This window comes from Sessilibacter corallicola (genome assembly GCF_021290925.1).
GTDB lineage: Bacteria > Pseudomonadota > Gammaproteobacteria > Pseudomonadales > Cellvibrionaceae > Sessilibacter > Sessilibacter corallicola.
Genome location: NZ_JAJSLX010000005.1, coordinates 263,350 through 279,766, shown reverse-complemented (window position 1 = coordinate 279,766; position 16,417 = coordinate 263,350). Strand labels below are relative to the sequence as shown.

The 16,417-nt window shown below is 43.4% G+C and carries 9 protein-coding genes; 3 read left to right on the top strand and 6 right to left on the bottom strand.

Going from position 1 to position 16,417, the window contains the following annotated elements:
- Nucleotides 1–154 precede the first annotated feature (154 nt).
- Entirely contained in the window at nucleotides 155–3,622 is a 3,468-nt protein-coding gene (locus LU361_RS19725) for an acyl-[ACP]--phospholipid O-acyltransferase (protein ID WP_233090885.1), read from the top strand.
- Nucleotides 3,623–3,721: 99 nt separating this feature from the next.
- Here the strand turns inward: LU361_RS19725 and LU361_RS19720 are convergent, their stop codons facing one another.
- Together LU361_RS19720 and LU361_RS19715 are read right to left on the bottom strand one after the other, a co-directional pair.
- Entirely contained in the window at nucleotides 3,722–4,237 is a 516-nt protein-coding gene (locus tag LU361_RS19720; RefSeq protein ID WP_233090884.1) for a GNAT family N-acetyltransferase, read from the bottom strand.
- A 98-nt stretch (nucleotides 4,238–4,335) separates the two neighbouring features.
- Nucleotides 4,336–4,809 (bottom strand): GNAT family N-acetyltransferase, encoded by a 474-nt coding sequence (locus tag LU361_RS19715; protein ID WP_233090883.1) that lies wholly within the window; start codon nucleotides 4,807–4,809, stop codon nucleotides 4,336–4,338.
- Between the two features lie 164 nt (nucleotides 4,810–4,973).
- Between LU361_RS19715 and LU361_RS19710 the strand changes: the two genes are divergently transcribed.
- Nucleotides 4,974–5,894 carry an SPFH domain-containing protein gene (locus LU361_RS19710; RefSeq protein ID WP_233090882.1) on the top strand — a complete coding sequence of 307 codons (921 nt, stop codon included), beginning with the start codon at nucleotides 4,974–4,976 and terminating at the stop codon, nucleotides 5,892–5,894.
- 10 nt (nucleotides 5,895–5,904) lie between these two features.
- On the top strand, nucleotides 5,905–6,354 hold the full coding sequence (locus tag LU361_RS19705) for an NfeD family protein (RefSeq protein WP_233090881.1): 450 nt from the start codon (nucleotides 5,905–5,907) through the stop codon (nucleotides 6,352–6,354).
- 44 nt (nucleotides 6,355–6,398) lie between these two features.
- Here LU361_RS19705 and LU361_RS19700 read toward each other — a convergent pair whose 3' ends face one another.
- From LU361_RS19700 to aptA, 4 genes are all read right to left on the bottom strand, one after another.
- The gene (locus LU361_RS19700) at nucleotides 6,399–11,657 is read right to left on the bottom strand and encodes a DNA repair ATPase (RefSeq protein ID WP_233090880.1); all 5,259 of its coding nucleotides are present in this window, start codon (nucleotides 11,655–11,657) and stop codon (nucleotides 6,399–6,401) included.
- A gap of 163 nt (nucleotides 11,658–11,820) precedes the next feature.
- Entirely contained in the window at nucleotides 11,821–13,779 is a 1,959-nt protein-coding gene (locus tag LU361_RS19695; RefSeq protein ID WP_233090879.1) for a flotillin family protein, read from the bottom strand.
- Between the two features lie 61 nt (nucleotides 13,780–13,840).
- Nucleotides 13,841–14,515, bottom strand: coding sequence for a hypothetical protein (locus LU361_RS19690; protein ID WP_233090878.1), 675 nt, complete (start codon nucleotides 14,513–14,515; stop codon nucleotides 13,841–13,843).
- A gap of 367 nt (nucleotides 14,516–14,882) precedes the next feature.
- Nucleotides 14,883–16,259: an omega-aminotransferase AptA gene (gene aptA / locus LU361_RS19685; protein ID WP_233090877.1), complete on the bottom strand. Its 1,377-nt coding sequence runs from the start codon at nucleotides 16,257–16,259 to the stop codon at nucleotides 14,883–14,885.
- Between the last annotated feature and the right edge of the window lie 158 nt (nucleotides 16,260–16,417).

The following is a 16,417-nucleotide window of genomic DNA, read 5'->3' as shown; positions in this document are numbered from 1 at the left end:
TTACTGTTGTTTTGGAGATCATTCGGGCTTAAAAAGTCTAATATTTTGATACTTTGAGTAGATGATAGCACAACAATGATGATCTAAGTGGCACAATGCACTACGAAGATCTACAGTTATGCCCATAACCCGTTCAGCTTAAAGGAACCAAGCCATGATCAAACTGCGCAATTTTCAGGGAGCAATCCCGTTTTTTATTGCGGTGTTTCTCAACGCATTTGTCGATTTGGGCCACAAAATCGTTATTCAGAATACGGTTTACAAACTCTACGATGGCCCGGAGCAAGTGATTCTCACAGCCATCGTTAACGCTCTTATCTTACTGCCCTTTATTTTATTGATGAGCCCAGCAGGGTTTTTATCCGACCGATTCAGAAAAACATCGGTCATGCGAATGTCAGCCTGGGCCGCCTTTGGACTCACAATATTAATCACGGTGTTTTATTATCTGGGTTGGTTTTGGCTCGCCTTTGCCATGACCTTTTTATTGGCCGCGCAATCGGCGATTTATTCCCCCGCTAAAATGGGCTACATCAAAGAATTATTTGGTAAAGAACGTTTGGGTGAAGCCAACGGGGTGGTCGCCGCGTTATCCATCATTGCGATATTAGCCGGTATTTTTACCTACTCGATTTTCTTTGAATGGGGCTATTCAGCGTCAAACCAAGTCAACAACGAAGCCGAAATTGTCACAGCCATTGCCCCGATTGGTTTCCTATTAATGGCGAGTGCCTTAGTAGAACTGATTTTGACCTACCGATTACCTCCGCCGAACATCGCCGACACTTCCGCTCAATTTTCAACTACCGAGTATTTCAAAGGCAAACTATTTAAAGAAGATTTAAAACCACTGACGGAAAACAGAATCATTGGTTTATCGGTTTTAGGTTTGGCAATTTTCTGGGCCGTTGGGCAAGTGATGCTTGCTGCATTTCCGGCGTTCTTTAAGGATTTTTCTCAAAACGACAATACGATATTAGTACAAGGTATTTTGGCTTGTTCAGGCTTAGGAATAGCGCTTGGTTCAGGTGTCGCGGGTAAAATATCCAGAAATTACATCGAAACTGGATTACTGCCTTTTGGGGCTCTAGGTATTTCCATCGGACTTGCGTTTCTTACTTTTTTAGAAAGCCCGTTGGCTTTTGCCTTATGCTTTTTATTTATCGGCTTTTCCGGTGGTATTTTTATTGTACCACTCAACGCATTAATACAATTCTACGCCAAAGAAAATGCACTTGGTAAAACCTTGGCCGCCAATAACTGGGTACAAAATATCGCCATGTTCAGTTTCTTGGTGTTGTCGGCCCTGTTTGCATATTTTGGCTGGCAGAGTTCTGCGCTGTTACAATTGATCGCAGTTGTTGCTGTTATTGGTTGTATTTACGTGATTTACGAATTACCACAAAGTTTGACCCGTTTTTTACTCACTCTTATTGTTTCCCGCCGCTACAAAGTTAATGTCCAAGGCATGAAAAATATCCCAGCCAAAGGCGGTGTATTGATGCTGGGCAATCACATCAGCTGGATTGATTGGGCCATCGTCCAAATCGCCAGTCCGCGCCCCGTTCGTTTCGTGATGATTCGAAACATTTACGAGAAAAAATTACTCAGATGGTTTTTTGATCTCTTTGGTTGTATCCCAATTGAACAAGGACCACGCAGCCGAAAAGCGCTGGAGAAAGTATCGGAGTATTTAAACAACGGTGAAGTCGTGTGTTTATTCCCAGAGGGCACCATCAGCCGCAACGGTCACCTCGCGGAATTCAGAAAAGGCTTTGAAAAAGCCTGCGAAAACGCCAACGATGACGTTGTTGTTATACCGTTTTACATGCGCGGATTGTGGGGCAGCCAATTTTCTCGATCATCGTCTCGCTTAAAATCGTCAACCAGCTCGATGTTAACACGCGACGTTATTATCGCTTTTGGAGAACCTTGCCGCAAAGACATCACCGCTGATGTAGTAAAACGAAAAGTATTCGACATCAGTATTCAATCGTGGCAAACCTACGTTGAAGATTTACCCACCATTAATAAACTCTGGATTCAAAGCGCTAAGCAAACCGGTTTTAAACCAGCTATTATTGACAACACATTAAACGTGACCTTATCGGGATATCGCGCTTTAACCTCGTCTATTATTTTAGCCCGTCGCGTGCGCGCACTGTGTAAAAAGCAAAACGTAGGTATACTCTTGCCAACCAGTGCCGGCGGTGCCCTGTTGAATATGGCAACACTGCTTGCGGGCAAAACCATTGTAAATTTAAATTACACAGCCAGCCCGGAAGCCATAGCAGCGGCGCTGCAACAAGCAGACATAGACACCGTATTTACCTCACAACGCTTTTTATCAAAGCTAGAAGGGCGTGGTATTGTTTTGGATTTCTCAACGGTAAATCTAATTAATTTGGATGAAACCAGTAAAGAAATTACGACTTTCGAAAAACTTTCTACCTTGGCAATTAGTATTTTATGTCCAACGTCAATCATTAAACGCCTAGTTTGTCGTAAGCAACAAAAACCCAATAATACCGCCGCCATTTTATTTTCCAGCGGCAGTGAAGGCACACCCAAAGGTGTTCAAATTAGCCACAAAAATATATTAGCGAACGTTAAGCAAATTGCAGACGTACTTAATATGGAAGACGACGACGCAATTATGGCAAATCTGCCGTTGTTCCATGCGTTCGGTTTAACGGTAACCCAATTTTTGCCACTGTTAGAAGGCTGCCCAATGATCTGCCACGCCGATCCAACCGATGCGCTGGGTTGTTCAAAGGCAATCGCCCGCTACCGAGCGACAATTATGTGTGGTACCTCTACCTTCTTACGCCTGTATTGCCGAAACAGTAAAGTTGAACCGTTAATGCTGGACAGCTTGCGCATTGTCGTGTCTGGTGCGGAAAAACTGCATTCAGACGTACGCGATGCCTTCGCCCAAAAATTCAATAAACCGATTTTTGAAGGCTACGGCGCAACCGAAACCACACCGGTAGCAGCCGTTAATCTTCCCGACAAACTTGATGCTTCTAGCTTTACCGTACAACGTGGACAAAAGGTGGGTTCTGTTGGCATGCCACTGCCAGGAACCAGCTGCAAAATTGTCGATCCAGAAACTCTTGAGGATATTCCCACCGGAGAAGCCGGTATGATTTTAATCGGCGGTCCACAAGTGATGCACGGTTACCTGAATATGCCGGAAAAAACTGAATCTGTATTAACCGAAATCGGCGATGCACGCTGGTACATTACCGGGGACAAAGGTTATTTGGACGAAGACGGCTATCTTTATATTGTTGATCGTTATTCTCGTTTTGCGAAACTGGGCGGCGAAATGGTGAGTCTTGGTGCAGTAGAAAATGCCATTGCGAAAGTCATTGATGACGCCGATTCAGAAGCGATTCTAACCAGCTTGCCGGATGAGAAAAAAGGCGAAAAATTGATTGTGCTACACAACCAAGAGTTGGATACCAATGATATTAAGAACCAACTCAAGGAAAACGGCTTAAACAGTCTATCGATTCCGCAATCGTGGTTTAAGGTAGATCAACTGCCTAAACTGGGATCGGGTAAAACCGACTTTGTTAAAGCCAAAGCCCTAGCGGCTCAATTACAGGTGGGATAATTTTATATCGCTAAAAAATAACAATATTAGAGAGCCGTGATTGGCTCTCTTTTTATTTAATTTTCTCTTTTTTTAAGTCATCCTGATTAACGCTAAAAGCTAACAGGTTGCTTGAAACGCTTCGTGAAAGGTCACACAACCTTGCGGATACTGCCCGTCGAAAGACAAGGCAAAAAATGCTGCCTCTGGAACACCTTCAAAAATAAAACCGGATACATTTTTAAATCCGACTTTTTTGTAATACTCAGGATGGCCAACCAAACAACATCCCTTAGCATTCAACGCTTTTAATCGATCCAATCCTGCTTGTATCAACGCCTTACCAATACCTTGTTGTTGATACTCCGGTAATACCGAAACCGGCCCCAATCCATACCAGTTTTCGCTACCGTCGGAAATACTGACGGGTGAAAATGCAATATGCCCAACCACCCGACCGTCCAACTCTGCGACCAGCGATAACGCCAATACTTGACGTGTTCGCAGAGCATTAACAATAAAATGTTCTGTTTGACGGCTGATTTCCAGTGTGGCAAACGCTGCAATCGTCACCTCAGTGATGGCACTAATATCCTCACTGGTTTCATCTCTGATAATCAATTTTTCTACGGTCATTAGGGTCTCATTACTCAGTGTTATTTAATGACTAAAGCTAAAATTATTCTCTAGATTTTATCAACAATTTTTTATTATTTTTAGCAATTTCCCAAATACTATATTTTTATATTTCTCAACTCAATTTCGTACTGAGTAAATGCGTGATTCATAATTTCGCATTCCGATACGCTAGTAGCAATTTCATTGAGAAATTTGTATTTCGGTCGCGAACTCATCAAGTTAAAAATGAGCGTCTCGTGACCTAACTCAATGCCCCAAGCTACCATGTCTTTAAAAACTGTTATCCCAACACCCCAATAGTGTTCACCGAGCACAAGCGCTATTTCGTATTGGTCGCCCAACGGTTGAATTGCGCACCAACCTGCAAATTCGTGATCAACCTTGATGGCGCGCACAATACATTTGGCCTTGCTGTCTTCTCGGCACTTGTCAGCCACCCAAGCGCTGATGCTGGTTTCGTCAAAAAGGTCGTGACTGACTAAGTGCCTTCTAACCCGTTGGCTGTTGAGCAGTGATATTAATTCCTGATTGGGTATTTGATCTAGATTAACGTACGTTAAAGAATTCATATCACTCCGAAATTTTTATTACTATTAAAACTCATGGTTAATCGTTTTTAATTTCTAACACACGTGAGATGATCATTATTGCAGAACACTGACCAATTAGAGCATAAATTCAAAGAGCAAATTTAAAACTTGGTTTTTATAACACATTAAATAAGGATAAATGTATGGAAGGTATCAGCATTACCGTCTTAGTACTTGTCATCGGTGCCATCATCTTAGTTCTACAAGGAATAAAAGTGGTTCCCCAGGGTTACGGTTGGACTGTAGAACGCTTTGGCCGCTACACCAAAACCCTAGCACCGGGTTTAAACCTAATCGTACCTTTTGTCGATCAGATCGGTCGCAAACAAAATATGATGGAACAGGTGCTTGATGTTCCACCCCAGGCGGTTATCTCCAGCGATAATGCCCAGGTAACCACCGACGCTGTGTGTTTTTATCAGGTATTAGATCCCGTCAAAGCATCTTATGAAGTCAACGACCTGCCGCGTGCAATGCAGAATTTAGTCATGACCAACATTCGTGCGGTTCTCGGCTCTATGGAGTTGGATGAGATGTTGTCGAATCGTGATTCGATCAATAATTCCTTGCTTCGAAAAATCGACGAAGCAACGGATCCTTGGGGTGTGAAAGTAACCCGCGTTGAAATCCGAGACATTTCTCCGCCGATGGATTTGGTCGATGCTATGGCCAGACAAATGAAAGCCGAACGTGAAAAACGAGCCAGTATTTTGGAAGCAGAAGGCGAACGAGAAGCCGCGATCAAAGTGGCTGAAGGCGAAAAGCAATCGGAAATTCTTAAAGCCGAAGGTCAGTTAGAAGCCGCGAAGCGAGAAGCCGAAGCCCGCGAGCGTTTGGCCGAGGCCGAAGCAAAAGCCACTCACATGGTGTCTAAGGCGATACAAACCGGCGATCCGCAAGCAATCAACTACTTTGTTGCTCAAAAATACGTGGATGCGCTCGGTAAGCTCGCGGAATCGGACAACAACAAAATAATGATGATTCCATTAGAGGCCAGCAGCGTTATTGGCTCCATTGCTGGTATCAGCGAAATCGCGAGTAAAACGTTTAACAAAAACGATTAATGGTAGATCTATGGAAAACTACACGCTCACACTGCAACCTTGGGTTTGGCTGGTTATTGGTATCCTGGTTTTTACGATTGAAGCCCTAGGTGTTGGCGGTTTCTTACTGGGAATTGGCGTTGCGGCATTTTGCCAAGCAATTTTGTTGTGGATATTTGGAAACATGACGTGGCAAATTCAATTGCTTATTTTTGCCGTCAACTCTGTGGGGTTTTCTGTGTTGTATTGGAAATACTTTCGCTCATTTAATGAGAAATCCGATAACTCACTCATCAATGATCGCGCCTCACAACTAATTGGTACCAGCGTTGAAATCAGAGAACCGCTGATTGACGGACGTGGACGAGTGCAAATTGGCGATACATTATGGAAAGTAGAATCCGCCGACCAACTCACGGAAGGCTCTCACGCGGCTGTGGTGGCTAGCAAAGGCATGACCTTAGTTCTCGAAAAGCGGTAATCACTCACGGCGATTGTCAGAAGCAATCGCCGCCCTTCATAAACCTACGAGTCACTCGGCAATTTTAAGTTTCTGACTTGATCGGCCAAGTCAGAAAGTTTCTCGTGGGTTCGCAAATCAATGTCTAATTTTTTGTCCATATTTTTCATTAACGGCATTAAGCTGTTTTCAATGGTCGACGCCAAAGTCTCAAACACGGCTTTTAAACCCGGTACCGGTTCATTAACAATATTCACTTCCGGTGTCAGGTTTTGTGGTTGACTTTGGCTGGCGAGCTTTTTCAATACCAGAGCAAGTTGTTGATTAACAGAATCGTCATTACTCTTCTCGGGCTTGGTTTCAATTAAACCTTTGATCGATTCAATGATGTTCACCAGATCATACAATTGGGCAACCACCTTATTACCGGTATCGCCGTCGGCATCGCCCAAAGATTTATTGCGCAAGAAGTCTGCTTTAATTTGTTGCCAACGTTGTTGATCATCATCGGCAAGTGTTCCCCGCAACTCATTCAGTTTCAGTAGATTGGCTTCGGCACCGGTTGTTAACAACTGCGCTTCACCAATGTAGTGATCGCGAATCATTTGGTCGAGTTCATCGCTGTTCATAACCGATGAAATTTTCTCGGTCATTTTGTTCATGTTGCGATAGCTGCCCTGTAATTTAAACGGCGGCTCGGTTCGATACTTGTCGTCTTGCGCTGCGGAAATAATGTATTGTTGATTCACTCGCAGCACAATACTTTGCACCAACAGCATTTTTTTCAGTACTTCAACAATTTCATTTATTTCAGCGCCGCTGTATTGATGTTCCAATTCGCTTGCTGCGATGTTAACGCCTTTCGCCATATCAATCAGCTTGTAAATATCAGACATGGATCGCAGCGCTAACGGCGCTAATACAGGATTTGAAGTCAACGAGTTTTCGATGTAACTCAAAGCGAACTGCTCATCCATACCACCGAGAATATCGCCCAGGTTATAAATATCGGCTCGGTTGGCAAGCATGTCGGGAATTTTAAAAACCTCACCCGATTCGGTATACGGGTTACCCGCCATCACTACGCAGAATTTTTTGCCGCGCATGTCGTAGGTTTTGGTGTTGCCTTTCCACACACCCTCAATTCGACGCGTGCCATCACACAGTGAAATAAATTTTTGCAGGAATTCTGGATGCGTGTGTTGTATATCATCCAAATACAACATCACGTTATTGCCCATCTCAAGGGCTAAATTCAGTTTTTCTAACTCTTGGCCTGCGGTTGCGTTACCCGCTTGCGAGGGATCGAGGGAAATAACGGAGTGTCCAAGCGATGGGCAATTAATTTTCATGAAAATCAATCCCAAGCGGCTGGCAACGTATTCCATCAATGTGGTTTTACCGTAACCAGGAGGTGAAATCATCATGAGCAGCCCCATAAGGTCAGTTCGTTTTTCAGAACCTACAGTGCCCATTTGTTTCGCCAGATTATCACCAATAACCGGAAGGTAAGCATCGTTGATTAACTTATTACGTACAAAAGAACTCAATGGCCGCGGTTTAAATTCATGCAAACGCAAACTTTTGCGTTCACGGTCAATAACCGATTGTCGGACTTTTAAGTATTGCGTGTAATTGGGAATAACCTCATCAACATGGTGTTGATTTCGACTGAGGAAATCGTCGAGGGAGAAACTCAATGCCTGATCAACAATAGTCGCGTGCTCACCCAACAGTTGATCGACCGTTAATTCGGTATCTACGTTGGAGTCTATAATAGTTATCTGATTGGCAGAGATTAAATAAGCGATGGTTTCCGGAATATAGCGTTCGTATTGATCCAACTGGTGTTTTCTAACCAACGCAACCAACCAATTTTTGGCAAACTGCCACTGCGAAACCAGAGACGTTTGCAGTGAACTCAGAGTCTCGTTAATTTGTTGCCAAGTGTTGGAATCGAGCTTGCGTTTCAATTCGTCCACTAAATATTTGGCGTGTTTGCTCAACACAAACGCTTGCTCATCACTGGCTAATACGTCGACTAAATAATTAGCCGCTCGGATTAACGCAGCCTCGCTGTTCAATTCTTCTAACTCAGAATAAAAATCCCGTAATTGCTCGACGATATCGTGAGTTAAGGAGTCAATTGCTCTCTCGTCGTTAAAGAGCTGAACAATGATTTTGGCCGAGGCCGCACGTGCTTGCCAAGTGCCTATACTCTGCGTTTTATCATTGATATTTGTATTCGAATCTGTGCTGAAATTTGCCCAGAATATTTGCGCGATAGCACGCGCTAACGGATCGTATTTTAAATGCCCGGCCGAGGTTAACATCGGCAATATTGAAATTAATAACCTAACCGCATCGGCATCGTGAATCCCTTTTTCGTAACCTTCTCGGTATCGAGCACTGCCATACTCTTTTACGACTTGCAGTAATGCTGTCTCTTCCTTCGCGAGATCAATTAATGCCTCTAAGGATAATTCCGGCGATTGCTGATAATGACGAATGACGGAATACGCTAGATACTCGGCTCGATACAATTGCGGAGTTTCGGACTCAAGCGACATGCTCCAAAACGTTTGCAAGCTGATTAACTCTTCGTCATCGATACGCTGGTAATAATTTGTTCCTGTTAAATGGAAGTACAATTGGTCTTCGCGCGGCAAAATGGTCAAATCCAGTTCTTGCGTATTCACTGAAAATTTATGACGCGGCCCAAGCTTGATCACACTGCCGCCATCTTCGTAGATGTCGGATTTATCTCGCAGCCCTCTTACGGCTTGCTCTTTAATGGATTTGTATTTTGAGTCGATATCGTCCGATTTTACCGACTCATCCATTTCTCGCAATTGTTCGCTAATTTCACGAATTTTAAGATTGAGCGCATCGGAGGCAAAATAGGTATTTAATTCATCGACCTCGGTGAATTTCATCGAGCGTTTTTCGATGTTACTCAGCATTCGTGTTGCTGCGTCTGCCAGCGATTGAGCACGACGTTGCCGCTCTTGCAGCAATTGTTGTTTTTGCGATTCGAAAGATTCGTAGACTTCTTCTCGCTTCGAGAGAATATCCGTTAGAAACTCATCGAATTCGCCAAATTGGCTCTCTATTTCTTCCAGCTGCACCAAAACCCGTGAGAGGTTTTCGTCGCACTTTTCGGGCGAATCTGCCAAACCGAGGGCATTCGAAATACTTTGCGAAAAGAGTTTAAACTGCGCGGAGAACTGAGCCTTTGCCTCTTCTGAACCGAGGTTCTTACTTTTATTGCGAGCGCTGGCCTTGCATTGATTAAGCAGTGCGTAAATTTGAGAAATATTGTCGATGATCTCGGTTCGCACCGTAGCGTCGTCAATTTTCAGCGTCGCCATCAGTTCCGACAACAAATCCAAACCGCTGGCGGTGTTTTCGACTTTTTCTACAATGGGATTGAGCAGATTAACCGTGTTGGCTTTTTCGGTTTCTTTCTTGAATTCCTCAATCAATTCTTTGTAAGGGTCAAAGGCTTTTTGAGTCGATAAAAACTCGACCGTTTTGTGATTAATTGTCTCTTCTATTTGGTCCAGTTCAACAGACAAATTATCGACGGCGTTTAAATCAATGTAACGCAGTTCTTTAACTGAAATTAATTTGCCCCGTTGCTTTCGAATCGATTGCAAACAATCAACGTATTCTTGTGCTTTTCTCCAACTTTCTGGACTTGCGTTCACAACCAGTTGGCGCTGCTGTTCTTGCAAATCCACCATAGCCTTAGTGGATTGTTCACGAATACTTTGTACTTTTTCGAATTCGTCGAGAACCAATTCCGCCGTTTGAGCAATTTGCTTCAACAGTTCTTCGATATCACCATTGGCAAGCTCCGTCATCCAATAGTAGTCATCGAATAATTTTAACGAAGCTTTCTTGATCTCTTCATAGACTTTGGTTGACGCCTGCTGATTCGCAATCAATCGGCCAATGCTGTACAAATCAGATACGCCGCGAACCAATTCGGCATTGCCAATTTTACCCAGCTCGGTTTGGCTGGTATTTTCGGCACTGGCAAATTCGTCACTGACAAATGGTGTATTCCAAATTTGCATGGGATGCACGCGGGTGGGTTCTTTTTCTGCAGAGAAAATTACGACTTGGCCATCATCGGCTAAGGCGTAGCCGTGACCAAAAATCGGGTTTTGAATTTTTTTGTCGATTAAATTGTACGACAGCAAGCCAACAATGCCTTCCTCCGGCTCGTAAAAGACATACAACATGTCTTCACCGTTGGGCGAGCGAATCGAACGTTTAAATTGAAAATCGTCCGTGGGCTGATCAAAGGTTTTATGTTCGCCGGATCGAAGATAATATCCGCCAGGAAATATCAAGCCGTGATCTTCTGGTAATTGCACACAGGATTGACCAATAGCGTCTAACCGCAGCACCTGCTCGGTAAGACGATTAAACACAAAATACCGATGCTGTTGTTCTCGATACGGAAGAATATCCAATAAGATTAAATCGCCTACTTCTGCATAGTGAATTTCGGCATCATTGAGGGATTGGGATTTTTCTTCGACGCTTTCTTCATAAATACCCAAACCCGATTCGGTATTGTTTTCAACCTTGATGGTGAGGGTGCCATTGATGGTTTCTAAAAATAAGGTATTCAATACATTGATATGAGGATGACGACCTTGCACCGTATCGTCTCGGGTAGTAGCAACCCATTCAAAGTCGTAACGCGACGGCAGTTGTAGGTCTCGTTCACCGCGATTATCAATGTATTCTTTTACCGAACCATCCGCAGCCAATAACCAGCGGAAAACACGCACATCTTCAATGCGCTCACCAATTTGGAATCCCGCCAGCAGTTTTCCATTGTGAATGCGCAATTGAATTAACTTGGTATTTTTGTAGTAACGATACAACTCGTGAAAATCGTTAACAAACGCTGGGTCGGTTAAAAAGCTGCCCTCTATTTTATTTTCTACAATGTCGAATTGATCGTTATTTTTATGAACACTGAATAACGCAAAAACATCGTTGATTTCGGTTTCTTTTTTGAGACCGATAAATACGTTGTAACCAAAGAGTAAATGCTGACCGACTTGGACAATATCACGGGCTGTGCAGTTGTTTTCCGTTCGTACTCGCACTCGGCCAATGACCGACATATCTGAGGCACCAAATTCGTCGGTGCGCGCCTGATTTAGCGCCAGGGTTAACTCATTGAGCGTTTTCGCCTGATCACTCAATCTTCGACGAATAATGTCGTAAGCACCGCCTTCTGCTACAGCTTGATCAACGCTGTTGTCGTCGACGGGGCGAGTATCACCGTGGTCGGCCATAATGAAATTCCTTGTTACGGTTGGTGGCAAACAGTCTTTGGGTTATTCAGGAACATCCGTAAAAACGGATTGAAGACATAAGCAACTCCATTAATGCTAACGTGTAATGAAGTTGCTTACTGAGACAGTGAACGATGCTTATGATCGAACGGCAACCTGGAACTTATTTTTCTTCCGAGGTTGGTTTCTTATCAACGTCGATCAACGGTTTACCCTGAACAACACGATCAATCAAGGTAGAAATAACACCGCTCTTATCGGCTAAACCATCAATGGCTTTTCCGATAGAAAGAGACTTGGCGAAGTTATTAAAGAAGTGATCTTCGCCACCAACAATGTCAATTTTGGCTTTTTGTAGTGCAGTAGAAAGTACTTCTGCGTTTTCTTTAGCAATGTCTTTACCAGCATCAATTGAAGCTAAGGCTTCTTTCAGTGCAGTTTCTAAGCCCATGCGATACTCTTCGTGTTTGCGTGCCTCATCACTCATTGTATTCATGGCATCGAATTTCTCGACAAGCCCTTCTGCTTCTGCTTTCACCATTTCACGAGTTACATCTGCATTCGATAGGCCAATTTCTTTATCCGCTTTCGCTTGCGCTTCACCCTTGGCAGTGATGACTTCGGCTTCAGCCATTCCGGTACCTCTGAGTGCATCGGCTTGAGCGTCACCTTTGGCTTTAATAACGTTGGCTTCGGCGATACCGATTTTTTCATCTGCGAGCGCTTGTGCTTGTTTCACTTCTGCCGCTGCTAGGCCGGTCGCAGCTTGCTCTGCTTTAATACCTTCGGCAAGTTTAATTTTGGCATCGGCATCTTTTGCTGAGGCTTCTAGTTTTGCTTCGGCAACAACTTTTATTTCTTCTGCTTTGTGTTTTGCCGATTGCTCCTCAGCTTCAGCGGCTTTGATTCGGCGAATTTTTTCTTCTTCTGCTTTTGCTTCGGCGTCAAGCACTCGGATTTGTTTTTCACGCTCGGCTTGTGATACTTCGCGAACTTCGTTGATTCGTTCTTCTTCCACAGCAACAGTTTTATCAACAACTACACGTTCACGAATAACGTTAGCGATTTCTTTCTTCTCGATTTCAACCGCTTTTTCCGCTTCAATTTTTTGAATATCGACTTCGCGCTCACGGGCAACAATTTCTAGGTCACGCGCACGATTCACTTTTTCGATTTCAATGGCTACGGCGCGCTGGCGGTTTTGTTCAGCCACTTCCACTTCGCGCTGTAAGTTTTCGTTTTGTACTGATAAATCTTGATCCACTTTAATTTTTGCGGTTTCCGCTTTTAAGCGCTCTTCTTCTTGAACCTTTTTCGTCTCTGCTTCTTCGCGCGCTTTAATGGTGGCAACTTCACGCTCTTGCTTAGCCTCGGCATCGGCTTGCTGGCGCTCAAGTTCTAGCATGGCTTCGGTGGTTTCAACGTTTTTCTTCTTAATAGCCAGCTCTTCGTCGCGCTCAAGAATGTTGGTGCGTACGTTTTGTTCCGCCGTTAATTCGGTAATCTTTTTAATACCTTCGGAATCCAAAATATTGTTAGGATCAAGCGAAGCTTTTGGGGTTTGCTCTAAGTAATCAATCGCAACATCTTCTAACACATAACCGTTCAAGTCATTGCCGATAACTTCGATGATTTTCTCGCGGAATCCCTGGCGGTTTTCAAATAATTTAACAAACTCAATTTGCTTACCAACGGTTTTTAACGCTTCTGAAAACTTGGCGTTAAACAACGTATTAACCGCTTCACGGTCAGATGCTCGATTTGCGCCTATAGATTTAGCGACCTTTAACACGTCTTCAGTTGTTTCGTTAACTCGCAGGTAAAAAGCAACGGTGATATCCGCACGCATGTTATCCGCACAAATCAATCCGTCTTTTCCACGACGATCGACTTCTAAAGTAATTAACGAGATTCTCATTAATTCTTTTTTATAGATAATGGGGTATACAAATGCTCCGGTAAAATGGACTTTCGGGCTAGGCGACATGTCATTAACAATCATCGCTGTGCCTTGTTCGACCTTGTAATAAAACGCTTGGAAAAATATTGCGGTTACGACAACTAAGCCGACGACACCAGCAACGGCGATTAAAATTGGCAAAAATTGACTGACGTCAGCCATAGGAATTCTCCCTTCCCAGTATCAAGAAATGAATGAGTTATATCGGTGTTAAGAAATAAATTTAACGATTAAATTCCGATTCTAATATTACGTGGTAGGCGTTTTCTTGCTCTAAATAATCTAAGATAACGACTTTATCACCAAGATTTATTTTTTGCTCGTCGAAGCAACGTACCTTTAAAATTAATCCTGCTCCAGAATCATCTAACAGCGCTTCTCCATAGTGCGAATCGACTCGGGAAGTTCTCACTACCGCAGTTTGCCCGATCACTTTGTTTAAGGTTTTTTGCTCCGCTTGTACAAAAAACTTTTTAAATGGATTCAGTACAATTGACGATATAACCAGTGAGATGACTAATAACAACACCAATACGGGCAAACTGACCAGAGTTTTAACCAAGCCAACGGGGAGTAAGCTCAGTAGATAATAAGAAAGGTAGTAAGAAATAAGCCAGCCAATCAAGGAAGCCAAAGAAACGGTAATGGTAATGGGAACGCCAGCCAGACCTAGCTTGCCCAATAAACCACCAAGTACTTGTCCCATGGAAGATTCAGCCGATGAACCGTCGGTTGGTGCTATATCAATTTCTATGCTGTCTAAACCGATAATACCGATGAGTGTCAGTGTCCACAGTACGATCGAAACCAACAATAAAAACGTGAAAAACACGGTAGGTAACGACAATACAATGTCATAGAACGGTAATAAGTTTTCTGAAAATAACACACTGGACATTATTTCTCCCAAGTTATCTTACATGCACAAAATGCCAATTAACACGAAAGTATTAACTGAAAAACTCTGACTGATTTTGGTTGTTATTGATCAAGAGTATACACGTAATTAATCGCAAGGGTATTCCAATGGGTATGACCGCTATAACACGATAAATCTTTAAATCACCGATAATGGCAGAGCTGGGAAATTGATGCTTGGTTTTCTCTATTATGCTTATGAGCAGGATGGATAAGAATAGAAGAAATTTAAACTGAGTTGACGAACACTTTACTCATAACAAAAAATATTAACACTTTATTAATGGGATGGTTTTTTAACCGCCTCATTTTTTAAAGCATTAATATTTCTATTTAGCAATATTGAGTTACTCGATTGTATCCAATACTTTTTTAATGGCCGAAAAGGATCGCTCTAGATCTTCTGGCTTGGCATTTAAAAACGGCGAGAACTGCAAAATATCGGAGCTGTTTCTGAGTACGACATTTTGTTCCCAGAAACAACGCTTATGGGTTTCTAATCCACGCGCGCCTAATTGGTTGTCTCGCGTTTCCAATTCAATGGCACCCATCAATCCGAAATTTCGCACATCAATTACTTTCGGATGATCATCAAAACTGTGGAGTAATTCAGCAAATAAGGTTTCTAGTTCTCTGGCAGTTTCAAAGGTTCCTTCTTGTTCAAAAATATCCAGGGTTGCTAAACCCGCTGCTGCGGCAATGGGATGGCCGGAATAAGTGTAACCGTGGAAAAACTCTACATTGCGATTATCGCTTCGGCTGTCGTCAACAATTGTCTGGTAGATTTTTTTATTTACGATAGCAGCACCCATGGGCACCATACTGTTAGTGAGGCTTTTTGCGGTGGTGATGATGTCTGGAATAACCTGCATGCGTTGGGCAGCAAAGCTGTCGCCAACACGCCCCAATCCGGTGATGACTTCATCAAAAATAAGAAGAATACCGTGCTTAGTGCAGATTTCTCGCAATCGCTCTAAATAGCCAATCGGTGGCGGCAAAATTCCGGTAGAACCGGCGGCGGGCTCAACAATGACAGCGGCAATATTGTGACTGCCGTTAACTCGACAGATCTTTTCCAACTCTTCAACCAGATGACTGCCCCATTGCGGTTGCCCGTCGGTAAAGGCTTGATGCTCGCGATCGTAGGTGGTCGGTAAGTGGTACACACGCGGCAAGAGGTTACCTTGATACAACTGACGGTTAGGCATAATTCCGCCGACTGAAATTCCGCCAAAGTTGGCTCCGTGGTATCCGCGCTCGCGTCCCACTAATCCCACTCGGGAAAAATCTCCATTTGCCTGATGGTAAGCCAACGCAATTTTTAAGGCGGTATCCACTGCTTCGGATCCAGAATTGGTGAAGAACACATGATCCATTCCCTCAGGCGCTAACCCGGCAAGCCGATCGGCCAAAAGAAACGCTTTGTCATTGCCCAGCTGAAAGCTCATGCAGTAATCGAGTTCAGAGGCCTGCTTGGCAATCGCTTCAACAATTTTGGGGTGACCGTGACCGATACCCGAGGACCAGAGTCCCGAAAATAGATCATAAACCTGGCGACCATCAGCGGATTTATAAAAATGACCTTTGGCACCAACGATAACTCGCGGCTGCTGTTTAAAATCACGATTGGAGGTAAACGGCATCCAAAAAGCATCCAGCTGTCGCTGGCTCAATGCGGTTTCGTTTGGATCATTCTGACATAAGCTTTCTGCTGTGCTTCCCACCGTGATTCCCCCTTCAATATTTTGTGATTACTCAAACGCCTGTGTGATTGGCATTCTAGGACTGTTTATTGATGTTAAACAACCAGTTAGCCACACTTTATAATCTATTGATTTTTAAGGAAAATTAAATAAAATCGTTTAGTAAACTAAACACTTGA